Raw genomic sequence first — 24,830 nt, 5'->3', positions numbered from 1 at the left:
AGGAGAGAAGGAAAATTGCTCGACGTAACAACTTTTGACGAGCTGCGCATTGGCCTGGCCACCGCCGACGACATCCGTCGCTGGTCGCATGGTGAGGTCAAGAAGCCCGAAACCATCAACTACCGCACCCTGAAGCCCGAGAAGGACGGTCTGTTCGGTGAGCAGATCTTCGGCCCGAGCCGTGACTGGGAATGTTCCTGCGGTAAGTACAAGCGTGTCCGCTTCAAGGGCATCGTCTGTGAGCGCTGTGGTGTCGAGGTCACGAAGTCGTCCGTGCGCCGTGAGCGCATGGGCCACATCGAGCTCGCCGCTCCCGTCACGCACATCTGGTACTTCAAGGGTGTCCCGAGCCGTCTCGGCTACCTGCTCGACATGGCTCCGAAGGACCTCGAGAAGGTCATCTACTTCGCCGCCTACATGGTGATCGAGGTCGACGAAGAGGGCCGTCACGCCGACATGCCCGGCCTTGAGAACGAGCTCCGCCTCGAGATCAAGACCCTGTCCGACCAGCGCGACTCACGTATCGCCGACCGCCTGCAGCGCCTCGAGGTCGACCTCGCAGCGCTGGAGGAGGAGGGTGCCAAGGCCGACCAGAAGCGTCGCGTCAAGGACACTGCCGAGAAGGAGATGGGGCAGATCCGCAAGGGCTACGACGAGGACATCGCTCGTCTGGAGCGCGTGTGGGACAGCTTCCGCAACCTCAAGGTCGGAGACCTCAAGCCTGAGGACGCCGACTTCAACGAGCTCATGGACCGCTTCGGTCTGTACTTCGAGGCCTACATGGGCGCCGAGGCGATCAAGCGTCGCCTGCTGGCGTTCGACCTGGCTGCAGAAGCCGAGCTGCTGCGCGACCAGATCGCCAACGGCAAGGGCCAGAAGAAGATCCGTGCGATCAAGCGCCTGCGCGTGGTCAGCTCGTTCCTCGCGACCGGCAACTCGCCGGCTGCGATGGTCCTCGACGTCGTCCCGGTGATCCCGCCGGAGCTGCGCCCGATGGTCCAGCTCGACGGTGGCCGTTTCGCCACCAGCGACCTGAACGACCTGTACCGCCGCGTCATCAACCGCAACAACCGCCTGCGTCGCCTGCTCGACCTCGGTGCTCCCGAGATCATCGTGAACAACGAGAAGCGCATGCTGCAGGAGGCCGTCGACGCACTGTTCGACAACGGTCGCCGCGGTCGTCCCGTCACGGGTACCGGCAACCGCGCCCTGAAGTCCCTGAGCGACATGCTCAAGGGAAAGCAGGGTCGTTTCCGCCAGAACCTGCTCGGAAAGCGCGTCGACTACTCGGGCCGTTCGGTCATCATCGTCGGTCCGCAGCTGAAGCTGCACCAGTGTGGTCTGCCCAAGCAGATGGCGCTGGAGCTGTTCAAGCCGTTCGTCATCAAGCGCCTGATCGACCTGAGCCACGCTCAGAACATCAAGGCCGCGAAGCGAATGGTCGAGCGCAGCCGTCCGCAGGTCTGGGACGTGCTCGAGGAGATCATCCGCGAGCGCCCCGTGCTGCTGAACCGTGCACCGACGCTTCACCGCCTCGGCATCCAGGCCTTCGAGCCGCAGCTCGTCGAGGGCAAGGCCATCCAGCTCCACCCGCTCGTGTGTGCGGCGTTCAACGCCGACTTCGACGGTGACCAGATGGCTGTGCACCTGCCGCTGTCGGTCGAGGCCCAGGCCGAGGCCCGCATCCTGATGCTCGCGTCGAACAACATCCTGAAGCCGTCGGACGGCCGCCCGGTGACCCTGCCCTCGCAGGACATGATCATCGGTCTGCACCACCTGACCACGCTCAAGGAAGGCGCTGTCGGCGAAGGCCGCGCGTTCTCGTCCGTCGCCGAGGCGATCCTCGCGAAGGACCAGCACTCGCTCGACCTGAACGCCAAGGTCCGCATCCGTCTCAACGACTACGTTCCGAGTGACGCTGCAGACAAGGGCGTCGTCGGAGTGACGGCCATCGTCGAGACCACCCTGGGTCGCGCGCTGTTCAACGAGACCCTGCCGGCCGACTACCCCTACGTGGAAGAAGTCGCCGACAAGGGTGTCATCTCGGGCATCGTCAACGCCCTGGCGGAGCGGTACCCGAAGGTGGAGGTCGCAGCAGCACTCGACAACATCAAGGACGCCGGCTTCTACTGGGCGACGCGTTCCGGTGTGACGGTGGCGCTGAGCGACATCCTCACCCCGCCGAACAAGCCGCAGATCGTGGCCGGCTACGAGAAGAAGGCCGCCAAGGTCACCGCCGAGTTCGAGAAGGGTCTCACGACCGACCTCGAGCGTCGTCAGGAACTGGTCAAGATCTGGACCGAAGCGACCAACGAGGTCGCCGAGGCCATGCGCGCCAACTTCCCGGCCGACAACACCATCAACCGCATGGTCACGTCGGGCGCCCGTGGTAACTGGCTGCAGGTCCGCAACATCGCGGGTATGCGTGGTCTGGTGAACAACCCGAAGGGTGAGATCATCCCTCGTCCGATCATCTCCTCGTACCGCGAGGGGCTGTCGGTGGCGGAGTACTTCATCGCGACGCACGGTGCCCGCAAGGGTCTGGCCGACACGGCTCTCCGTACGGCCGACTCGGGCTACCTGACCCGTCGTCTCGTCGACGTGTCGCAGGACGTCATCATCCGTGAAGACGACTGTGGCACCACCAAGGGCCTCGATCTGCCGATCGCTGCCGCCGGTGCAGACGGAGTGCTGGTTCGCGACGCCAACGTCGAGAACTCGGTGTTCGCCCGTACGCTCGCCGCCGACGCTGTGTCCGCTGACGGCACCGTGGTGGCCAAGGCAGGCGACGACGTCGGAGACGTGCTCATCGACCGCCTGGTCGCTGCCGGCGTCACCGACATCAAGGTCCGCTCCGTGCTCACGTGTGAGTCCGCGGTCGGTGTGTGTGCAGCCTGCTACGGCCGCTCGCTCGCGACCGGAAAGCTCGTCGACATCGGCGAGGCCGTCGGCATCATCGCGGCCCAGTCGATCGGTGAGCCGGGAACCCAGCTGACCATGCGTACCTTCCACACCGGTGGTTCCGCATCCGCAGACGACATCACGCAGGGTCTTCCCCGCGTGCAGGAGCTGTTCGAGGCCCGTACCCCCAAGGGTGCGTCCCCGATCGCCGAGGCTGCCGGACGCATCACCATCGAGGACACGGACCGCAGCCGCAAGGTCATCCTGACCCCGGACAGCGGTGACGAGGCGCACATCTACCCCGTGCTCAAGCGTTCGACCCTCCTCGTCGAGGACGGTCAGCACGTCGAGCTCGGCCAGCAGATCATCGTCGGCACCGTCGACCCGAAGGAAGTTCTTCGCGTCAAGGGTGTCCGTGAGGTGCAGAAGCACCTCGTCGGTGGCGTGCAGGGCGTCTACCGCTCGCAGGGTGTTCCGATCCACGACAAGCACATCGAGGTCATCGTGCGGCAGATGCTGCGCAAGGTCACCGTCGTCGAGCACGGCGACACCGACCTGCTGCCCGGTGAACTGGTCGACCGGTCGAAGTACAACGAGCTGAACCGTGCCGCGCTCACTGCCGGCAAGAAGACGGCGTCCGCTCGCCAGGAGGTCATGGGTATCACCAAGGCCTCGCTCGCAACCGAGTCGTGGCTGTCGGCCGCGTCGTTCCAGGAGACCACCCGGGTTCTGACCCAGGCGGCCATGGAAGGCAAGTCCGACCCGCTGATCGGCCTCAAGGAGAACGTGATCATCGGAAAGCTGATCCCGGCCGGTACCGGCCTGGCTCGCTACCGCAACGTCACGGTCGAGGCCACCGAGGAGGCGAAGGCGGAGCGTTACCCGAACCGCATCTTCGCCGACGACTCGGCGTTCAGCGAGAACGACCTGAGCTTCGTCGACTTCGACAGCTTCAGCTCGGACGACTACACCCCCGGCACCTACAACTAAGGTTCCGTACCAGGAAGGGCCTCGGCGCATCGCGCCGGGGCCCTTCCCCGTTTCACGGCGACGAGAGCAACCGCCCGAATTGTCGTGCGTTTGTGCCCAAGGTATATTTGTCCTGATCATCAAAACGAAACGGACGGAATCTGGTATGCCCAAACGCCTTGCACTCACTGCTGCCATCGGGGCCGCCCTATCGCTCGGTCTCATTGCGACGGGCGTCGCCCCTGCCAGCGCCGCGGCCGCCAACTGCCCGTCAGGCGCCGCCTGCATCTGGGGGGACACGTTGTGGAAGACCTCGGGCAAGGATGGTGCTCTCATCTCCTTCCAGCGGTACATCCCCGATTATTCCGAGGTGTCGCACAAATATGTCGGCACCACCATCAGGGGTAACGACACCGCTTCGTCCGTCAAGAACAACGGCAACTGGGAGCGGGTGAGGTTTCATGAACACGCTCGACACGGAGGGGCCTATATCCAGCTGAAACCGGGGCAGTCCGACGGGAACATGCATGATGCCATCGGTGACGTCACCAAAGTCTTCTACGATCGAATTTCGTCCGGGTACTTCGAGAGTTTCTGGGGACTCGCCTGGTGAGACGCGATTCGACAGTGATGGTCGTGTGCTCGGCCATCGTGCTCGCTCTTACCGGGTGTGCCGGCGGAACGGGCGAAAACCATCGGAAGGTCCCACTTCCTGAGAAGAACCTCGAAGGCTGGGTAATGCCGTTAGATCAATTCTTCGAGACAGACAGGCAATCCCTTGCTGGCGACTACGCCGAGAACCTTCTCATGAAGCCGTGCATGAACGACGCAGGTTTCGAGTGGGAACCGCCGTGGCGTGACCTTCAGGCGAAGGGGAGCCCATCGGTGAAGGAGATCGGAATCAGCATCTTCAACCTTTCGCTCGCGGAACAGTTCGGCTACGGGTTTGGCCCATCGCAGGATTGGACGACCATCGACCAGCGAGCGTGGGTTGCGAGGGCAAAAGAGTTGTGGACGCCTGCGTGGCAGGAGCCATGGGAGAAATGCCTGAAAGCGGCGCGGAAGGTCTTGCCACTGTCTCGCAACACCCAGACTGCGAACGTGCTCTACTCGGATGCGGGGGAAGCCGCGCGGCAGCGGGGTGACGTGAAGGCTGCAGCCGCTGCCTGGCGTAAATGCATGCAGCCTGCCGGGGTGCCCGACTTGCCTGAATGGCCCTACGGCATGCCGTCGCAGTCGATCTCCGACAAGTACGACATCGATGTTGCGCAGCGGCACGACCCGAGCGAAGAGGAGATCGCCTTGGCTGTGATGGACGCGAACTGCCGCGACTCCAGCGGCTACTCGAAGACTGCGTACGATGCCGAGTGGGAGGAACAGGTCAAACTGCTCAACGAGCATGCCGACGAACTGGTCGCCGACAAAGCGGCGAGCAACGACTACTGGGCCAGGTCCATGAAGGTCATCGATGAATACGCACCTTCCCGCCCGGCAGGCTGAGGCTCTATCTTCGCCGACGACTCGGCGTTCAGCGAGAACGACCTGAGCTTCGTCGACTTCGACAGCTTCAGCTCGGACGACTACACCCCCGTTCCCGAATTGCAGTGCGTTTGTGCCCAAGGTATATTTGTCCTGATCATCAAAACGAAACGGACGGAATCTCGTATGCCCAAACGCCTTGCACTCACTGCTGCCGTCGGGGCCGCCCTTTCGCTCGGTCTCATTGCGACGGGCGTCGCCCCTGCCAACGCCGCGGCCGCCAACTGCCCGTCGGGCGCCGCCTGCATCTGGGGGGACACGTTGTGGAAGACCTCGGGCAAGGATGGTGCTCTCATCTCCTTCCAGCGGTACATCCCCGATTATTCCGAGGTGTCGCACAAATATGTCGGCACCACCATCGGCGGCAATGACACTGCTTCGTCCGTCAAGAACAACGGGAACAGCGAGGCTGTGCGGTTCTACGAGCACGCCAAGAAGGGCGGTTCCGTGATTCAGCTACCCCGCGGGGCATCGGATGGCAACATCCACGATGCGATCGGCGAGGTTAACAAGGTCTTCCATGACCGTATTTCTTCCGGGTACTTTCAGAGCTTTTGGGGGATTGCTTGGTGATGGCGCGACCTCTTGGGGTGCCGAACGCTTTCGCCATTGGCGGCATCCTCACACTCCTTCTAGCGGGATGCTCCCCCAAGGTTGGCGGGTCAGAGTCCGCCTTGCTCCTTCCCGAAAAGAATGTCGACCGGTGGGTCATGCCGCTCGACGACTACTTCGCACCCGATAAGTTGACGGCCGCGAGCACGTATGCCGAAGACCTCATCATGCAGCCGTGCATGAGGGCGGAAGGACTCGAGTGGCCCGCCGTCTGGCGGGATCTTGAAGCGGAAGGGAGTCCCTCCACGAATGAGAACGGGATCTGGGTCTTCAACCTGACCCTCGCGCAGGAATGGGGCTACGGCGCCGCGCCATCGCAGGATTGGACGACAGTGGACTTCCGGGAGGCGGTAGCGAAGGTCAAAGAGTTGTGGACGCCTGCGTGGCAGGAGCCATGGGACAAGTGCCTGAAAGCGGCGCGGAAGGTCTTGCCACTGTCTCGCAACACCCAGACTGCGAACGTGCTCTACTCGGATGCGGGGGAAGCCGCGCGGCAGCGGGGTGACGTGAAGGCTGCAGCCGCTGCCTGGCGTAAATGCATGCAGCCTGCCGGGGTGCCCGACTTGCCTGAATGGCCCTACGGCATGCCGTCGCAGTCGATCTCCGACAAGTACGACATCGATGTTGCGCAGCGGCACGACCCGAGCGAAGAGGAGATCGCCTTGGCTGTGATGGACGCGAACTGCCGCGACTCCAGCGGCTACTCGAAGACTGCGTACGATGCCGAGTGGGAGGAACAGGTCAAACTGCTCAACGAGCATGCCGACGAACTGGTCGCCGACAAAGCAGCGAGCAACGACTACTGGGCCAGGTCCATGAAGGTCATCGATGAATACGCACCTTCCCGCCCGGCAGGCTGAGGCTCTGTGATCAAGTGGATGCGCGCGCCGGGGCGCCGCCGGCTGGCGCTTCTCACGGGCGCGTCCGCTGTCGCGCTCCTTCTCGCGGTCGGCGGAGGCTGGGTTCTGGCCGTCGCGTTCGAGTCGCCGGCGCAGCGCGAAGCATCCGCCCGCGCGCCCGAGCGGGTTCCCGTCACGGCCGAGGTCGTCTCGGGCGAGCTCTCCCGAACGGTCAGCGTTTCCGCCGAGGTCGGGCGCAGGGCCGCTGAGCAGGTCGCGCTTGTGCCGGGGGAGGGGCGGTCCGTCGTCACGGGCCGGCCGCTCTCCATCGGATCGGTCGCGGCGGCCGGCGCGGTCGTGCTCGAGGTCAGCGGGCATCCCGTCTTCCTCCTCCCTGGAGCCTTTCCGTTTTACAGGGCGCTGTCTGCAGGTGACCGTGGTCCGGATGTCCGCCAGCTTCAGCAGGGCATCGCCGACTCGGGCATCCGTGTCGCCGCAGACGGCGTGTTCGGCGCCGCGACCGAACGTGCCGTCCGCCAGCTTTACAAGAGGGCGGGCTATGACCCGGAGACGCGGGCTCCGACAGCGGAGGAAGAAGCCGCGGCGGCGTCGCTACTGCCGGCCGACGCCGACTCGCAGGATCGAAAGCCGCTTCCGCCGGTCCTTGTCATCCGGCCCGAGCACCTGCTGGTCGCCTCCTCGATGCCGGCGTCACTCGTTTCCGTCCCCACGATCGGCCGGGAGATCGCGGAGGGCGACGCGGTCGGACTCGAACAGGGCGACATCGTCGCCGCAGGCGAGGTGCCCGCATCCGCCGCCGGCCAGCTCGAACCAGGGCAACGGGTTGTCGTGCGCAAGGGTGGGAGTCCGGGTGTGGATGCGCTGGTCGAGTCCGTCATGGCGGTGACGGACGACGACTCGGACAAGTCGGCGGATGCACTGCGTGACACCAGCCGAGTAGTGTTCGTCGCGACCGGCGACACCTTCCCAGCGGAGTGGTTGCGCGGAACGGTCGTCGCACAGGTCACCGTCGAACTCGCCGCCGCGGACAGCCTGATCGTGCCCTCCATCGCAGTCGTAACGGAGCCGAAGGGCCGGGCGAGCGTACGCAAGCGTGACACCGACGGCACTTTCACAGTTGTTTCCGTCGTCGAGAAGGCGCAACTCGACGGCCGCAGTGCGATCGAACCGGTTACCACGGGCGCGATCGCCCGCGGCGACCGTGTAGCCGTGGAGTGACGGTGCCGACCCTCGAGCTGCTAGGACTCGGCCGGACCTACCCCGGGGCGCTTCCGGTTGAGGCTCTCCGCGGTGTGACCGTGGAGATCAAGGCCGGGGAGTTCGTCGCCATCGAAGGGGCCTCTGGTGGCGGCAAGTCCACTCTGCTCAACCTGATCGGTCTCCTCGACGCCCCGACCAGCGGCATCTACGCGATCGGCGGTACCGTCGTCGATCCGCACGACGAACGGACGATCGCACGACTGCGTGCCGAATGTTTCGGGTTCATCTTCCAGAGTTTCCACCTGCTCGACCGCAGGCCGGTCGCGGACAGTGTCGAACTGGGCCTCCTCTATCAGGCTGTGCCGGCGCGGATCCGCCGCGAACGCGCTGTCGAAGCCCTGGCGCTGCTGGGAATCGAACGGCTCGCGTCCACCCCTGCGAACCTGCTCTCCGGCGGCGAACGGCAGCGGGTCGCGATCGCCCGCGCGCTCGCATCCCGCGCTCCGGTGATCGTCGCCGACGAACCGACCGGCAATCTCGACTCGGCCAACAGCGACACGGTGGTGAGCAGTCTGCGCACGCTCAACGAACGTGGCGCGACCGTCATCCTCGTGACCCATTCACCTGAGGTCGCCTCCCACGCGACCAGGCGCCTGAGGGTGCGCGACGGGGTCATCGTCGAAGACAGCGGATCACGCGTGGTGCCCGGTCGCGCATCCGAAGACGCGGAGGCGCCTCGCGCCCCGCACGGGTCACCGTCGACCGTGCGCGCCCGCGACCTGGTGGCCGACGCGTTGGCGTCGGTGACATCCCGGATGGGTCGGGCGGCGGGCCTCATCGGCTCCGTTGCGCTCGCTGTCGCCCTCGCTGTCGCGAGCCTCGGCATCTCCGAATCGTCGAAAGCTCAGGTCGCTGCCACTTTCGACGCGCACGCAAACCGCACCGTGACCGTCGAGTGGGGGAGCGATTCCGCGAATGCGGAAGCGACGACAGCCGAGAGCGCCGCCCTGTCTGAGCGTCTCGCCGAGCTTCGCGGGGTGGATGCTGCCGGCCTGATCAGGGGACACGGCCGGGTCTCCCTCTCACTCGCGCCATCGCGCCCGTCGTTCGATGCCAACGGATATTCGGCGACGCGTGACCTGCCACGGGCAGCGCAACTCGGCGTCACCTGGGCACCCGGGCATGGCGATCGTCTCGATGCGGGAGAGATCCTGCTCGGTGAGACGCTTGCGAAACGCATCGCTCTCGCCCCGCTCCGGTATCGTCCCGTCGTCGAGGTCGACTCGGGTTCCTACGTAGTAGCAGGGCTGGTGAGTCCTTCCACCCGGGTGAAGGAGCTCGGAGGAGCGGTCGTCGTGTCGACCGCGGATGACGCCCGGATGCCCGCTCCGGCGACCACGACCGCCATCCTGTTGACCACCCCCGGCGCAGCCCAGCAGGTTGCGGCCCAGGTCCCGCTGGTCATCGATCCGAGCGCCCCCGGACGTCTGCGCGTCTCAGCGCCGATCGATCCACGCACGCTACGGGCCGAGATCGAGGATGACGTGAGGTCGACCCTCCTGGCCCTCACCGGCGTCGCCCTTCTGGCCTCGGTCGTCGGCCTGGCGAATGCGATGATTCTGGCGGTCATCGAACGACGCCAGGAGATCGGACTCCGCCGTTCGCTCGGAGCACGGGCACGCCACATCTTCGGCCTGGTGCTCACCGAATCCGCGATCATCGGTCTGCTGGGCGGTGTGCTCGGGCTCGCTGTCGGTCTGTGTGGCGTGCTCGGTGTCACGATCGCGCAGCACTGGTCGCCGGTCTTCGACGTCGCGCTCGCGCCAGTAGCACTCGCGGGGGGCATCATCGTCGGCATAGCGGGCGGGCTCTTCGCGGCCGGCCGTGCGGCGCGCATTCAGCCGGGTGAGGCCTTACGCCAATGACGGCGATGACTGCGACGGGATGCGCATGCGCGAAGATGGTAGGCATGTGGCGCCAACTCCTCGAACACACCGACCAGCTCGGCCGCACCATGGTCGCCATCGCCGGAACCCTGCTCGCGGTCGCGGTGGTGTCGTTCATCTACGGGGTGATCCGCGCATCCACCGGTTTCGCCTCCACGACCCTCCCGTTCTGGATCACCACGATGGTCTGCGCCGTGCTCGCCGGCGTCCTCGTGTACGGCGCAAGCCGCCGCGCCGACCAGAAGCACCGCTGAGGCCCGCCCCCAGTTCGGGGCGATGAGCGCATCCGCGCACCGCCCACATCCGCCATCCCACTCGTCTCTCGAGTCACACGCGTATCACTACCCCCATATCGCGGGGCTGTTGTGCGTGTCGGCGCGCCGAATAGGGTGACAAAGCTCTACCCTCGCGAACCCGCCCACACCCTGCCGAGAGCCCGACCCACTCGGCATCGTCCTTCTTAAGGAGGTACACGTGGCGTCCATGACAGAGATCCTGATCCTTCACGGCCATCTGCCCATCGAGTACCTCGACAGTGTGACCTCCGAGCCCGCTGCCGACGAGATCGCCGTGCAGGACCTGCTCGCGCGCGGAGCGATCAGCGAAGTTCAGCTCGCGCGTGCCCGCGCGGCCGCAGCGAATGCGCCGTTCGTAGAACTCCTCGACTACCCGGTCGACCGCACAGCCGTCTCGCTCGTCAGCGGAGCGATCTGCCGCCGGCACTCCGTCCTGCCGATCGGCATCGAGAACGGCGCCGTCATCCTCGCGATGGCCGACCCGGGCAACGTGTTCGCCATCGACGACGTGCGCGCCGCCGCCCACATGCAGGTGCAGCCGGCGGTCGCCGAACGCAACGACCTGCTCGTGGCCATCGACCGCTACATCCGCGCCGACGACGAACTGAGCGACCTCACCACCACGCTCGAGGAGGAGAACCAGCCCGAAGACACGGGCACCCTCAGCATCGGGGAGTCGGGCGACGACGACGCACCCATCGTGCGGTTCGTGAACCTGCTGGTCAGCCAGGCCATCCAGGACCACGCGTCTGACATCCACATCGAGCCGGCCGAGCACGACGTTCGGGTGCGGTACCGCATCGACGGCGTGCTCCATGCCATGCAGAGCGCACCCAAGAGCATCCAGAACGGTGTCATCTCGCGCCTCAAGATCATGAGCGACATCGACATCGCCGAGCGTCGCAAGCCTCAGGACGGCCGCATGTCGGTCAACCACGGTGGCCGGCAGATCGACCTCCGTGTCGCGACCCTTCCTACGGTGTGGGGCGAGAAGGTCGTCATGCGTATCCTCGACAACTCGAACACGAGCCTGAACGTCCGCGATCTCGCGCTGCTCGACTACAACTTCGAGGCCTACAAGACGTCATATTCGAAGCCGTACGGGATGATCCTCGTCACCGGCCCGACCGGCTCGGGCAAGTCGACCACCCTCTACACGACACTCGGCGCCGTGGCGCGCCCCGAGATCAACGTGATCACGGTCGAGGACCCGGTCGAGTACCGGATGCCCGGCATCAACCAGGTTCAGGTGAACCCGAAGGCGGGCCTCACCTTCGCAAGCGCACTGCGTTCCATTCTGCGAAGCGACCCGGATGTGGTGCTGCTCGGTGAGATCCGCGACCACGAGACCGCGCAGATCGCCATCGAAGCGTCCCTCACCGGCCACCTCGTGCTGTCGACCCTGCACACCAACGATGCTCCGAGTGCCGTGACCCGCCTGACCGAGATGGACATCGAGCCGTTCCTGGTCGGTTCGGCTCTCGACTGTGTGGTCGCCCAACGTCTTGCCCGCCGTCTCTGCGACCGGTGCAAGCAGCCGTCGAACCACACGCCGGACGACCTTCTGCGACTTCGTCTCAGTTTCGATCCCGAGCAGGGTGTGCCGCTCATCTACCAGCCCATCGGCTGCGCCAGCTGCTCGAACACCGGCTACCGCGGCCGCATCGCGATCCACGAGGTCATGACCGTCACCGAGGAGATCGAACGACTCGCGGTCGCGCGGTCGTCGAGCGCCGAGATCGGCCGGGTCGCCCAGGAGCAGGGGATGCTCACACTGCGCCAGGACGGATGGGAGAAGGCCAAGCTCGGCCTCACCTCCGTCGAAGAGATCCTGCGTGTCGTCGCCTGATGACCACGCTGAGGACTGAGTCCAACCGCAACCAGAGTAGGGAGATCGTATGAGCCAGCCGATCTACGAGATCCCGGTGACGCCACCGGGCTCGGACGCCGACGGATGGAAGCCCGGCACTCCCGTGCCGGTGACCGAACCCGGGCTGTCGCCTGCGCCCGTCGCAGCAGCGCCGTCGTTCGATTCGTTGCTCACACCGCCGCCGGCGCCGACCGGCTCGCCCGTCTCGGCGGTTCCGCCGGTGCAGGCTGCTCCGCCGCTCGCGCCGCCGCTTCAGGCCGCGCCGCCGGTTCAGGAGCGCCCACTCATCTCATCCCTTCTTCACGCGGTCCCGCCGGTGGAGCCTCCGGTGTTCCCGGTGCCCACGCCCGCGTCGCACCCCGGGTTCGACGCGGTTCCCGCGTCGGGTGGGGTTACGGACGCGATGTTCCAGCCCGGGCCGCCGACGACTGCCGCCGATGTGTTCGCCGCAGCAGAAGGGATCTTCGCGGCGCCTCCGACGACGCCACTGCTCGCGCCGCCCCCGCAGGCCGCGCCCGTCATCGATGCGCCGCCGCCGTTCGCGTCGGTCATCGATGCGCCGCCGCCCGTGGCTGCGCCCGTCGATGCGCTGCCGCCGACGAGCATTCTCGAGTTCGCGCCGCCACCCACCGCACCGCTGGATGCTGCGCCGCCGGCGACGGCGCCCCTTGCAGAGTTGCCGCCCCCCGCGACAGCACCGGTCGCCACCCCGGCGCAGCCGTCGACAGAGCACCGCCTCGTCCCCGAGGGTCGTCGCGCGGCCGAACAGCCCACCGTCGACGCCCCCACCGAACTTCAGGCTCCGCGCCCGAAGATCGTCGAGATCGACGAAACACTCACCGAGGTCGAGCGGGACGCACTGAAACAGGCCGACCCTGAGCTCGTCGCAGCCCTCCACGAGGTCGTGTTCCAGCGAGCATCCGACCTGCACGTCACCGTGGGATCCGCTCCGATGGTGCGTGTCGACGGTGCTCTCCGCCCGGTGGGCAGCGAGGACGTCTGGGACAGTGAACGCACCCGCGCCGCTCTGTCCAGCCTCCTGACGCCGCACCAGCAGGAAATCTTCGACCGCGAACTCGAGCTCGACTTCGCGTTCACGATCTCGGCGAACTCCCGTTTCCGTGTGAACCTGTACCAGCAGCGCGGATCGGTCGGCGCTGCCTTCCGTCTCATCCCAACCGAGATCAAGCAGCTGAAGGAGCTCGGCGTCCCCGAGAGCGTCGGCGGATTTTCGCAGCTCCCGCGTGGTCTGGTGCTCGTCACCGGACCGACCGGTTCGGGAAAGTCGACAACCCTCGCCGCCATGATCGACCTGGTCAACAGCACGCGTGCCGACCACATCGTGACGGTCGAGGACCCGATCGAGTTCATGCACAAGCACAAGAAGTCGATCGTCAACCAGCGCGAGGTCGGCCACGACACGCACAGCTTCGGGGCCGCGCTGAAGCACGTTCTGCGCCAGGACCCCGACGTCATCCTCATCGGTGAGCTTCGAGACCTGGAGACCATCTCGGTCGCGCTGACCGCTGCGGAAACCGGTCACCTCGTCTTCGCCACCCTGCACACCCAGGATGCGCCCCAGACCATCGACCGTGTCATCGACGTCTTCCCGCCGCATGCTCAGGACCAGGTGCGCGCGCAGCTCGCCGCCACCCTCCAGGGCGTCGTCTGCCAGACGCTCGTCAAACGCGCCAACGGCCGAGGCCGTGTCGTCGCCACCGAGGTGCTCATGATGACCCCGGCCATCGCGAACCTCATCCGCGAGGGCAAGACCTACCAGATCGCCTCCATGATGCAGGCCGGCCGTGAGTCCGGGATGCACACCATGGACCAGCACCTCGCCGACCTGGTCAACGCGGGCCAGATCACGCGGAAGGCGGCTCTCGAGAAGGCGCATGACGTCGAGAGCATCAACCGCCTCATCCAGCGTGTGGAGTCACCGACGGAGGCGTCGGCGCGAGCAATCGCCGCGAGTGGGCCCGACTTCGGTGACAGCTACTCCGGGGTGGTGAGCTGATGGCCTCCACGACCGCGTACGCCTACAAGGGGCGCGACGCAGAGGGCAAGATCGTCAAGGGGCGCGTAGACGCCACCGGGGAGTCGCAGGTCGCGGCGCGGCTTCGAACCATGGGTCTCTCGCCGATCGCGATCGAGGAGGCGCCCGAGGGCACGGGTCTGAACCGCGAGCTGAACCTCAGCTTCGGCAGCGGCGTCAAGCTCAAAGATCTCGCCATCATGAGCCGTCAGATGGCGACGATGATCGGCTCGGGCCTTTCGCTGCTGCGCACTTTGAACATCCTCGCCGAGCAGACCGAGAACAAGAAGCTTGCGAAGATCATGGCGAACGTGCGCGACGAGGTGGAGACCGGTGTGTCCATCTCGGATTCGATGCGCAAATATGCCGACGTCTTCCCGCCCCTGATGATCAACATGGTGCGAGCAGGTGAGACCGGCGGCTTCCTCGACAGCTCGCTCGAGTCGATCGCGATGAACTTCGAGAAGGAGGTCAAGCTCCGAGGAACCATCAAGTCTGCGCTGACCTACCCGGTGATCGTCCTGATCATGTCGCTTGTCGCTGTCATCGCCATGCTGCTGTTCATCGTTCCGATCTTCGAGAAGATGTTCAACGGTCTGGGCGGCCAGCTGCCCCTTCCGACCGAGATCCTTGTCGTCCTCTCGCACGCGATGGTGTGGATAGCGCCGTTGCTCATCGTCGGCGTCATCGCGTTCGCCTTCTGGTGGTCGAAGAACAAGAACACCGAAGCGGTGCGCAAGAAGGTCGATCCGATCAAGTTGAAGCTGCCGGTCTTCGGTCAGTTGCTCAAGAAGATCGCCGTGGCGCGATTCGCACGCAACTTCTCGAACATGATCGGAGCCGGCGTCCCGATCCTCCAGGCGCTGCGCATCGTGGGGGAGACGAGCGGCAACTGGGTCATAGAGCAGGCCCTTGTCGACGTTGCGGAGTCAGTGCGCCAGGGCGAGTCCATCGCCAAGCCGCTTACCAATCAGCCCGTTTTCCCGGCCATGGTCGTCCAGATGATCGCCGTCGGCGAGGACTCCGGCTCGCTGGAGACGATGCTGAACAAGATCGCCGACTTCTACGAAGCCGAGGTCGAAGCGGCAACCGAGCAGCTCACCGCGATGATCGAGCCGCTCATGATCGCGTTCCTCGGGGTCGTCGTCGGCGGCATGGTCGTCGCGCTCTACATGCCGATCTTCCAGATCTCCACCCTCATCAAATAGACAGTCCCCAAAGCTGGGGGTATGTCGATAGTTGCCTCCCCTTTACTGGGGTAGTAACTGGACGAAAAACCCCCCACTCGTGGGATTCTCCCGAGAATCAGCTGGCAAATAGCATCATCCCACCGGACGGAATCTCGCACCCGTTCGAACCGACCGCTCCACCCGACCGAATGGACACTGCAATGTACTTCCGACTCATGGGCAAGCTGAACGCTCGCCGCCAGGGCCTCCTCGAAGAGGACGAAAAGGGCTTCACCCTGATCGAGCTCCTCGTCGTGGTCATCATCATCGGCATCCTCGCCGCGATCGCCATCCCCGTCTACCTCGGCATCCAGAACAGCGCGAAGGACAGCGCTGTGAAGTCCGACCTGACGAACGCCAAGACCGCTGTCATCGCCTACCAGACGGACAACGGCTCCTTCCCCGACGGCACGACTGCCGGTCAGGCATTCAGCACCACTGACCTCGGCAAGTACGGATTCACCCTCAGCAGCAACACCTCCGGCCTCAAGTACGGCACCGGTTCGCCGACCACGACGAGCTTCTGCATCCAGGCGCAGAAGGCCAGCGACGCGACCAAGTTCTTCCACGTGACGGACAACGTCGGTGTCACCGACGGTGCTTGCCCCTAATAGGTAGTTGATCCGAGGGGGCGGACGACGCCGAAGGCGTCGTACCGCCCCCAACGGTCGTCAGGGGCAGGATCTCCCGCCCGGGCCTCGCGCCACCAGGAACCACAACGCCATCCCATACCCGGCCGTCGGGGAGGTGAAACCGTGAACGCTCGCACCACCATCCGCACCATCAGGCAGCGACTCCAACGGGGCGCCGCTGGTGACACCGGCATGACCCTCATCGAAGTACTTGTCGCCATGATGGTCTTCGCGATCATCGCGATGGCTGTGGCGTACTCCCTGACCCTCACCCTCGTCATGACACGCGACTCCCGTGCTCGCGAGGTCGCAGCCAACCTGGCCGCCCAGCAGATCGACGTCGTTCGATCGCTCCAGAATGTCTTCTCCGTCAACAACGGCTCGACCACGCAGACCGTCGACGGCATCACCTACACCGTCACACAGACCACCGATTGGGTCTCCAACACCGGCACCGTCGCGACCTGCGGATCGACCGGCAGCCTCCTCCAGAACAAGCTGGTGAACGTCAGCGTCAAGTGGAGCGGCATGGATGTGGCGACTCCCGCCGTCCAGGCGAACACCCTCCTCGCACCGTCCGGGCCTCTGAACGATCAATCGTCCGGAACCATCTTGGTGCGTGTCTCCGGCTCCACGAACATCAGCCAGCCCAGCATCGCCGTTGCGGCGGGTCCGGACTCGTCGGTCCCCGGCAACACGGCCACTGCGGTGAACCCCGCCCCTACCGCCACCGACTCGGATGGCTGCAGCTACATCCTCAAGGTCGTCCCGGGCAGCTACAAGATCACCATCGGCACCTCCGGCGACGGCATGATCAACGAGAAGCAGCAGACGACGCCGTCGAAGACGGTACCGATCGCGGCGGGCAACTCGGTGCTGCAGAGCTTCACCTACGACAAAGCCGGGAGCATCACGTCGACCTTCGCGTCGAACTCGGGAACATCGGGAATCCTGTTTCCCTCGAACATGTACGCGTCGTTCGTCTCGACCGGCGGGGACCCGTACAGCGCACCGGTGACCGTCGCATCGAAGAAGGCGACGACATCGCTCTTCCCCTTCCCGTCCGGCTACCAGGTCTTCGCCGGCACGTATGTGGCCGGCACACCCGGCACTGCTCCCACCTGTCTCTCAGTCGACCCAGGAGCGTGGACAACACCGAACGCCTCCGGTCATGTCGGTGCACGCGGGAACTTCTCCGCGACCAAGCCCGGCGGCCCGGCGGGCACCGCCAGCGTACCGATGGGTGTCTTCACCGTGAAGGCGCCGACCACGGGCCGTTTCCTGACAGCGATCTCCGCCACGGCGGGCGCGACGGTCGGCGATCCGGGATGCGCGACACCGATGGCATACACCTTCACGACCAAGACGACCGGCGCCGACATGAACCTCGCGCTGCCCTACGGGAGCTGGACGCTCTACTGGGCGACGACGAGCACCACCACACCACCGCTCAGCCAGACGATCGCAGTCTCGACCCTGAACCTGCCGTCGGGGAGCGCGCTGACCGGCACGACGGTTTTCACACTGGATGCGAGGGCGCCGTGAAAGACGACCGTGGTCTCAGCCTGATCGAACTGATCGTGGCGATGTTCCTGACGAGCATCGTGCTGGTCGTGACGGTCTCACTGTTCGTGAGCACGACGAAGTCCGCGAACGTCGCGCAGTCGATCGACGGCGGTACTCGCCAGGCATCGAACGGAATGAACGAGCTCGCCCGCATGATCCGCGCCGCGACGCCGAACCCCTATTCGAACCCAGCTCCGGGAACACCGCTCAACGAGCCGGCGCTCACTTCCGCTTCAGCGAACTCGGTGACCTTCTACGCCTACGTGAACCTGACAGCATCGGGCGAGAGCCCCGTCAAGGTGACCTACACCGTCAACGCTCAGGGCCGTCTCGCGGAGACACAGTGCAAAGCGACGACGACGACAGCGGGAGTCAACGGCCACTGGGATTTCGTGACCGGCACCGCGTGCGTCACACGCTACCTCTGCAACTCGCTGCCCACGACAGGGCAGCTCTTCCACTACTTGACGGCGGGCGGCGTCGAGATCTCGCCGCCGGGCACCGATGCCACCCTGCTCCCCACTATTCGGGCGATCAAGGTGTCCCTGACCATCCAGCCGACCGGTAAGGCGAACGCTGTGACGCTCACCAACACCGTCGGAATGCCCAACCTCGGGTTCGTCACGACAGGAACGGGGTCATGATGTTTGCGAAGCTCAGACGGCGTGCAGCTCAGGATCGCGGTGTCGCGCTGGCGATGGTCATCGGAATCGGCGCCGTGCTCATGCTGATGGTCACCGTCGGCGTCACTTATTCGGTTTCCGGGCTTGTGCGCTCTCAGCACGACCAGGACTGGAACGCAGCGATCTCGGCCGCATATGCCGGCGTCGCCGACTACCAGGGACGCGTCACCAACGACTCCAGCTATTCGCAGTGGGGGAATCCGGCCGCCTCATTCACCAAAGCCAACGGATCGCAGAACTCGGTGACGTTGCCGACCGGCACGCTCGCGAACCCCGCCTTCAACATCGCCAAGGGGGCGTCCTGGGCGCCGGTGCCCGCCGCGATCACTGGTGCCAGCACGCCGGCATGGTTCCGGTACGAGGTCGACAACTCCAAGTACGCCAACAGCGGCGTCCTGCGTGTGCGCGCTACCGGCAAGGTCGGCACCACGACCCGCAGCGTCGTGGCGAACATCAAGCAGACGGGGTTCACGAACTACGTCTACTTCACCGACTACGAGATCCTCGACCCCGCGGTGAACTCGACGACGTGCACGATCGCGTACGCCTGGCAGTCGAGCACGACGAAGAGCTCGGCTTGCACGATCAGCTTCATCGCGAAGGACTCCCTGGACGGACAGGTGCACTCGAACGACACCCTGAACATCTGCGACGGGACGTTCAAGCAGGCCGTCACGACCTCGAACCCCAAGGCCGACAGCGCGGGCAACCTCTATACCCAGAACAACTGCTCGGCGGCGAAGACCCCGAACTTCTCGCTCGGTGCACCGAAGAACTCCGCCCTCATCACGATGCCACCGCCCACGCAGCAGCTCGACCAGACGCGGACGGACATCCCGACGAAGGTGCCGCTGCCGGGATGCCTGTACACGGGGCCCACGAAGATCACCTTTTATCTCTCGAACCCGAGCGATCCGACCTCGCAGGCGATGATGAACGTGATCTCGCCGTACACGAAGAAGACGGAGATCATCGGAAATCCTCCGACGGGGAGCCCCGCGACGCCACCGGCCTTCTGCGGCACACCCGGGAACCCGGCAAAGGCGCAATCACAGCAGACCGCAAACACCCTCGCCGCAGCCGGCGGTCAGAACATCCCCATCGACTCCTCGAGCCAGCTCTACAACAACCTGATCTACGTCCAGAGCGTGCCGACGTCGTCGACCGACCCGAACTACTGGGCGTCGAGCGCGTCACCGTATAACAACGCGTACTCGTGCAAGGGCCAGGACGGCACGTCGACGGGCAACGGCCTCGGCTTCCCGATGACGAACGAACTGGTCCCGACCTCGACGGGCGGCTACGGCTGCCGTGCGGGCGATGCGTTCGTCCAGGGCACCATGCACTCGGCGCTGACGATCAATGCCGACCACTACCTGTACGTGACAGGCAAGACGTCGTACGCTGACCCGGCCCACGACATCCTCGGGCTGGTCGGCGCCGGATCAGTGTTCGTCTGGAACCCCGTGCAGTGCACCGCGACCAGTAACGGAAACTGCACCGCGACGAAGAACCTTCTCACGTTCGAAGCGACCTCGACGAGCACCAACTGCGCCCGCACGATCACTGCCGCCATCCTGTCGAACCTGCACAGTTTCGAGGTGCAGAACTACGACAAGGGATCGTTCATCGGAAAGCTCTGTGTGACCGGCTCCATCGCACAGGAATTCCGTGGCCCGGTGGGTCTGGCCGACCAGAGCGCCGGCTTCACGAAGACGTACTCGTACGATACGCGTCTGCTCAACACGCCTCCGCCGAAATTCCCGACCCCGCGCACAACCTCCTACAACCTGACCACGCAGATCGAGGTCGGACGCGCGTTCCTGGCAGACGGGACGCCGACATCATGACCGGCCTCGCCTCCACCTCGGCTCTCGTCGTTTTCGGCATCGCCGCCGTCGGTGTCTTCGGGTTGCTGATCGGGTCGTTCCTCAACGTCGTCGCCTACCGGGTGCCTGCGGGGAGGTCGATCGTCTTCCCGCCGAGTGCGTGCCCGAACTGCGGGCACGAGATCACCGCGATCGACAACATCCCCGTGCTGTCGTGGCTGGTCCTCCGCGGCAAGTGCCGCAACTGCACGGAGCCGATCTCCGCCCGCTATCCGATCGTCGAAGCACTGACCGGAGTGTTCTTCGCCGTCGTCGCCTGGTGGTTCTGGGCCGGCCCCGCCGCAAGCAGCGTGCCGATTGTAGCGCGCATTCTCGAGCTGGTCGCGTTCCTCTATCTCGCGGCGATCAGTGTGGTCCTCGCGCTTATCGACCTCGACACTCGACGGCTGCCCAATGCGATCGTGCTGCCGAGCTATCTCGTCGGCGCAGCCCTTCTCGGGATTTCCGCGTTCATCGCCGGAGATCTCAGCACGCTCGTCAGCGCGGGGGTCGGGATGGCTGCGCTCTTCGCGTTCTACCTCGTGGCCGCTCTCGTCTATCCGGGCGGAATGGGATTCGGCGACGTGAAACTCGCCGGTGTGCTCGGCCTGTTCCTCGGCTTTCTCGGCTGGGGTCCGCTCATCGTCGGGGCGTTCGCGGCGTTCGTCCTCGGCGGACTGTTCGGTGTCGCCCTGTTTGCTCTTCGGCGGGCCCGCCGTGGAACCGGTATCCCATTCGGTCCCTGGATGCTCGCGGGCGCCTGGGTAGGAATCTTCTTCGGAACCTGGCTGGGTGGCGCGTACCTCGCGCTCTTCGGTCTGGTCTGACGGAACGCAACGCAAGTAAGAAGGAGACAGACATGGCCAAGAGCGTCGTAGGAATCGATATCGGCAGTTCGTCGCTGCGCGCGGTCGAGGTGGCTGATGCTGACAAGTCGAAACCGACCCTGCTGCGGCACCACGAGGTTCCGCTCCCTGTCGGTGCGGTCAGTCGCGGCGAGGTGCTGGAGCCGAACACGGTTGCCGCTTCGCTCAAGCATCTCTGGACGCAGGCCGGCTTCAAGAGCAAGAGCGTCGTGCTCGGGATGGGCAATCAGCGCGTGCTGGCGCGCGACCTGAGTGTTCCGCGGATGTCGCGCGAGCGCATTCGCGAGACGCTGCCCTTCCAGGTTCAGGACATGCTGCCGGTGCCGGTCGCCGAGGCGTTGCTCGACTTCTACCCGGTGTCGGAGTCGATGGGGGAGAACGGGCCTCAGCTCAACGGACTCCTCGTCGCAGCGGTCAAGGATGCAGTCCTCGGCAATGTCAAAGCGACCCAGCTCGCGGGTCTCACCACGGTCGACGTCGACCTCATTCCTTTCGCGCTGTGCCGGGTGCTCCTGACCCGTCCGCGCATGAGCGGCACCATCGCCCTCATCGACATCGGCGCCAACACCACGAGCGTCGTCATTGCGAACGGCGGCGTTCCGCAGTTCGTCCGCATCATCCCGACCGGGGGCGCCGACCTCACCGAGGCGCTACGGAGCGGGCTCGAGATCGAGACGGGCGAAGCCGAAATGCTGAAGCGCTCCATCGGCCTTGCGAAGCAGGTCAACACTCTCGAGGAGCACAGGGCGGTGGAGATCATCTACCAGGTAACCAGCGATCTGCTCACCAGCCTCCGCAACACCGTGAGCTACTTCATCAACACCCGTCCGCAGGATCCGGTACGGCAACTCGTCGTCACCGGCGGGGGTCGCAGTTGCCTGGTCTCCTCGACGCGCTGGGGGAGATGACGCGGCTACCCGCAGTCGCCGGTGATCCCTTCACAACCATTGCGCTCTCGCGCACACTCAACGCAGACAACCTGCGGCAGAACCGCTCAGCGCTCGCCGTCGCGCTGGGCCTGGCATTGGGAAGTGCAGCATGAGTCTCACGCTCAAGCGTCCGACCGACGAGCCGGACGAAGTTCAGAAGGTGACGAAGCCGAAGAAGGGGGAACCGAAGCCGACCAAGCAGAAGGCGGCGAAATCCGGTCCGTCGAGCAAGCCGGCGCCGTCGAAGGGTGGCCGCCCTGGAGTGAGCTACGAGGTGGGCGCCGAACCGCGCGTTGATCTCCTTCCGCCTGAGGTGCGAGCTCAGCGCAAGGCGGCCTCGACCCGTCGAGGGCTCGGTTTCGCAGTTCTCGCATCTGTCCTGCTCGTCGGTCTCGCGGCCGGCGGATCGGCCTTTCTGGCGTTCAGCGCCCAGGCCAGCCTGACCGAGTCACAGCAGCAGACCAGTAGCCTTCTCGCACAGCAGAGCAAGTACATATCCGTTCGGAAGCTTCAGGACCAGGTCGCGCTCGCCACTGCGGCACAGCAGGTGGGCGCTTCGACGGAGATCGACTGGAAGACCTACCTCAACAAGGTGCAGGCGACCCTACCGGCGAATGTCGTCATCGACACGGTCACCGTAGACTCGGCCTCCCCTCTGGCCCAGTATTCGCAGTCGACGGCACCCCTTCAGGGAGCTCGCGTTGCGACCGTTACCTTCGACGCGAAGAGTTCGACGCTGCCCGAAGTGCCCGCATGGCTCACCGCACTGGCGAAGCTGCCGGGATTCGCAGATGCGACGCCCGGCACCGTCACCCTCGACCAGACCTCGAAGGTGTACTCGGTGAACATCACGATGCACGTCAATGATGCCGCGTTCGATCAGCGCTTCAGCCCGAAGGAGAAGTAGCCGTGGACAAGAACAGACTGTGGATAATCGGCGCAGCCATCGTCATCGTCGCGATCGTCGCGGTCGGCTGGGTGGTCGCTGTTCAGCCCCAGCTGGACGCAGTTGCGGCGGCGGACACGCAGCGCCAGAGTGTCGACCAGACGAACGCGGCCAGTCGGGCGGCCCTCGTGAAGCTGCAGGCGGACTTCAAGAACATCGACCAGGTGAAGGCGAAGGTCGCCGACCTCAGTAAGTCCGTTCCGACTGAAGCCGCCATCCCGGCTTTTGTTGATGAACTGAACGCCCTCGCCGCGGCGAATGGGGTCACGGTGAGCGGGATCACCGTTTCGGATGCTCTGGCCTACAAGCCGGTCGCGCCTCCGGTGGCCGCCGCATCGACGGACACGTCGTCGTCATCGACACCGACTCCGTCCCCCAGCCCCTCGTCGACGCCCGCACCGGCCGCTCCGGTCGCCGGCGTGCCCCCGGTGACGAGCCCGCTGATCACGCCTGCCAATTTCGCGGCGATTCCGGTCACGGTCGATGTGCTCGGTCCGTATGCGAATGTGCTCAACTTCGTCAAGGGCGCGCAGAGTTCCGGTCGTCTCTTCCTGGTGACTTCGCTGTCGACGACGGCGAGCTCAGACGGGAGCGGGGTCGACGGCAAGCTCGGAGGACTTGTCTACGTGCTGCTCCAGCCGGCGACCGGCACGGCGGCAACAGCTTCGAAGTAGCCCACCACTCCTCGGTACGCCCTCCGGCCCATCCGGGTACCCCGTTGCTATGGTTGCACCAGAGTGACGGATGCCCGGGTGGGCTGATCGAGGAGTGACACCATGAGCAACACGACCCCTGAGCCACCGAACCCTGCCGAACCGACCGGCGACGACATCGACACCGGTGCGTCCGCGAATGACGCCGACATCGCGAACCCGCCGTCGGGTCCCGTGTCGGCGCGCGGTCACGTGAACGCCCCCGAGACGGCGGCGGAAACCGCGGCGGCCAAGGCTGACGAGAGCGAGCCCGCAGCAGAGCCCGCAGCAGAGCCCGCTGCAGCCGCGCCGGCCACCGCATCCGCCCCCGCCCCGGTCGCCGCACCCGAACCCGCATCCGCCGCAAGCGACGAAGACGTCGCCGCCGCCGTCGCCCGATCGACCGCCGAGACCGGCGGCGTCGCCGACGAGAACGTCGCCGCCTACGACACTGCCGCCACCGCGGCCTATGCCGCGGCCCCCGCGGCCGAACCCACCTGGGCGCCCGAGCCGCCCGCCGTCGCCGGAGCCGCAGTCGCGGGCGCAGCGGTGGCAGGCGACGCGGCTCCTCCGACGTACGTCCCGGCCGCCACGCCCATCTATGTCACCGCCCCGGTGCCGCCGAAGAAGAAGAGCAACCGCGGCTTCGGCGTCCTGATCGCCCTCGCCGGAACCGTCGTGTTCGCGCTCGTCTACGCAGCCGTCGTCGCCATCATCGCCGCCATCGGCTATCCGCCCTCGCGCTTCCTCGATGAGTTCCTGAAGTCGTTCATCGGTGCCTGGCTTTTCTGGATCCCCGTGATCTTCTTCTTCGTCGCGATGGTCGTGCTGGTCCAGATCCTCAATCGCGCCGGCTGGTGGGCCTACATCATCGGCGGGTTCGTCGTCGCGGTCATCACCTACTTCTCCTACGCGGGTGCCGTCCTCCTGCAGGTGCAAGCCTGGCAGCACACACCGCAGGAGGTCGGTCGCCTGCTGAACGCGATCTGGTTCACCGCTCCCGCGATCTGGGCCGGCATCGTCGCCCGCGAGGTCTCGATCTGGACGGGACTGTGGCTGGCTGTCCGCGGACGCAGGCTGAAGGCGAAGAACGCCGAAGCCCAGGCCGAATACGACCGCGCCATCGCGGCAGGCCCTCGCGCGACCCAGAACGGCTACGCACCGGGCGCCTAGGCACCCCGATGTCGGCGC

General features: G+C 65.5%; 20 protein-coding genes. All 20 read left to right on the top strand.

The features are described 5' to 3' along the window. The first annotated feature begins 15 nt into the window (after positions 1 to 15). On the top strand, positions 16 to 3,891 hold the full coding sequence (locus AAYO93_RS14950; protein ID WP_345761952.1) for a DNA-directed RNA polymerase subunit beta': 3,876 nt from the start codon (positions 16 to 18) through the stop codon (positions 3,889 to 3,891). 145 nt (positions 3,892 to 4,036) lie between these two features. Beyond that, complete coding sequence (locus tag AAYO93_RS14945; protein ID WP_345761951.1) at positions 4,037 to 4,483, top strand: peptidase inhibitor family I36 protein; 447 nt, start codon at positions 4,037 to 4,039, stop codon at positions 4,481 to 4,483. A 23-nt stretch (positions 4,484 to 4,506) separates the two neighbouring features. Next, entirely contained in the window at positions 4,507 to 5,370 is an 864-nt protein-coding gene (locus tag AAYO93_RS14940; RefSeq protein ID WP_345761950.1) for a hypothetical protein, read from the top strand. A 165-nt stretch (positions 5,371 to 5,535) separates the two neighbouring features. After that, a complete protein-coding gene (locus AAYO93_RS14935) occupies positions 5,536 to 5,982 on the top strand; it encodes a peptidase inhibitor family I36 protein (RefSeq protein WP_345761949.1) in 447 nt (148 codons plus the stop codon). Between the two features lie 101 nt (positions 5,983 to 6,083). Next, on the top strand, positions 6,084 to 6,881 hold the full coding sequence (locus AAYO93_RS14930) for a hypothetical protein (protein ID WP_345761948.1): 798 nt from the start codon (positions 6,084 to 6,086) through the stop codon (positions 6,879 to 6,881). Between the two features lie 6 nt (positions 6,882 to 6,887). Further along, positions 6,888 to 8,099, top strand: coding sequence for a peptidoglycan-binding domain-containing protein (locus AAYO93_RS14925; RefSeq protein ID WP_345761947.1), 1,212 nt, complete (start codon positions 6,888 to 6,890; stop codon positions 8,097 to 8,099). A gap of 2 nt (positions 8,100 to 8,101) precedes the next feature. Beyond that, a complete protein-coding gene (locus AAYO93_RS14920) occupies positions 8,102 to 10,006 on the top strand; it encodes an ABC transporter ATP-binding protein/permease (protein ID WP_345761946.1) in 1,905 nt (634 codons plus the stop codon). 44 nt (positions 10,007 to 10,050) lie between these two features. Further along, on the top strand, positions 10,051 to 10,281 hold the full coding sequence (locus tag AAYO93_RS14915; RefSeq protein ID WP_345761945.1) for a hypothetical protein: 231 nt from the start codon (positions 10,051 to 10,053) through the stop codon (positions 10,279 to 10,281). A 220-nt stretch (positions 10,282 to 10,501) separates the two neighbouring features. Beyond that, positions 10,502 to 12,172, top strand: a complete 1,671-nt coding sequence (locus tag AAYO93_RS14910; protein WP_345761944.1) for a GspE/PulE family protein — start codon at positions 10,502 to 10,504, stop codon at positions 12,170 to 12,172. 49 nt (positions 12,173 to 12,221) lie between these two features. After that, a complete protein-coding gene (locus tag AAYO93_RS14905; protein ID WP_345761943.1) occupies positions 12,222 to 14,210 on the top strand; it encodes a PilT/PilU family type 4a pilus ATPase in 1,989 nt (662 codons plus the stop codon). After that, positions 14,210 to 15,436 (top strand): type II secretion system F family protein, encoded by a 1,227-nt coding sequence (locus AAYO93_RS14900; protein ID WP_345761942.1) that lies wholly within the window; start codon positions 14,210 to 14,212, stop codon positions 15,434 to 15,436. Before AAYO93_RS14905 ends, AAYO93_RS14900 begins: the two co-directional genes overlap by 1 nt. Before the next feature lie 182 nt (positions 15,437 to 15,618). Next, positions 15,619 to 16,068 carry a type IV pilin protein gene (locus AAYO93_RS14895; protein WP_345761941.1) on the top strand — a complete coding sequence of 150 codons (450 nt, stop codon included), beginning with the start codon at positions 15,619 to 15,621 and terminating at the stop codon, positions 16,066 to 16,068. 144 nt (positions 16,069 to 16,212) lie between these two features. Further along, on the top strand, positions 16,213 to 17,634 hold the full coding sequence (locus AAYO93_RS14890; RefSeq protein ID WP_345761940.1) for a prepilin-type N-terminal cleavage/methylation domain-containing protein: 1,422 nt from the start codon (positions 16,213 to 16,215) through the stop codon (positions 17,632 to 17,634). Beyond that, positions 17,631 to 18,299 (top strand): PulJ/GspJ family protein, encoded by a 669-nt coding sequence (locus AAYO93_RS14885; RefSeq protein ID WP_345761939.1) that lies wholly within the window; start codon positions 17,631 to 17,633, stop codon positions 18,297 to 18,299. The genes AAYO93_RS14890 and AAYO93_RS14885 overlap by 4 nt, the downstream gene beginning before the upstream one ends. Beyond that, a complete protein-coding gene (locus tag AAYO93_RS14880) occupies positions 18,296 to 20,188 on the top strand; it encodes a hypothetical protein (RefSeq protein WP_345761938.1) in 1,893 nt (630 codons plus the stop codon). Before AAYO93_RS14885 ends, AAYO93_RS14880 begins: the two co-directional genes overlap by 4 nt. Continuing rightward, a complete protein-coding gene (locus AAYO93_RS14875; protein ID WP_345761937.1) occupies positions 20,185 to 21,033 on the top strand; it encodes a prepilin peptidase in 849 nt (282 codons plus the stop codon). Before AAYO93_RS14880 ends, AAYO93_RS14875 begins: the two co-directional genes overlap by 4 nt. Before the next feature lie 32 nt (positions 21,034 to 21,065). Continuing rightward, positions 21,066 to 21,980, top strand: coding sequence for a type IV pilus assembly protein PilM (pilM, locus tag AAYO93_RS14870; protein ID WP_345761936.1), 915 nt, complete (start codon positions 21,066 to 21,068; stop codon positions 21,978 to 21,980). 130 nt (positions 21,981 to 22,110) lie between these two features. After that, on the top strand, positions 22,111 to 22,908 hold the full coding sequence (locus AAYO93_RS14865; protein WP_345761935.1) for a hypothetical protein: 798 nt from the start codon (positions 22,111 to 22,113) through the stop codon (positions 22,906 to 22,908). A gap of 2 nt (positions 22,909 to 22,910) precedes the next feature. Further along, a complete protein-coding gene (locus AAYO93_RS14860; RefSeq protein ID WP_345761934.1) occupies positions 22,911 to 23,621 on the top strand; it encodes a hypothetical protein in 711 nt (236 codons plus the stop codon). Between the two features lie 102 nt (positions 23,622 to 23,723). After that, positions 23,724 to 24,812, top strand: a complete 1,089-nt coding sequence (locus AAYO93_RS14855) for a hypothetical protein (protein ID WP_345761933.1) — start codon at positions 23,724 to 23,726, stop codon at positions 24,810 to 24,812. Positions 24,813 to 24,830 lie beyond the last annotated feature (18 nt).

This window comes from Diaminobutyricibacter sp. McL0608, from assembly GCF_039613825.1.
Taxonomy (GTDB): domain Bacteria; phylum Actinomycetota; class Actinomycetes; order Actinomycetales; family Microbacteriaceae; genus Diaminobutyricibacter.
Note: the sequence above shows the minus strand (reverse complement) of the source record. Positions and strands in the feature narration are given on the sequence as shown.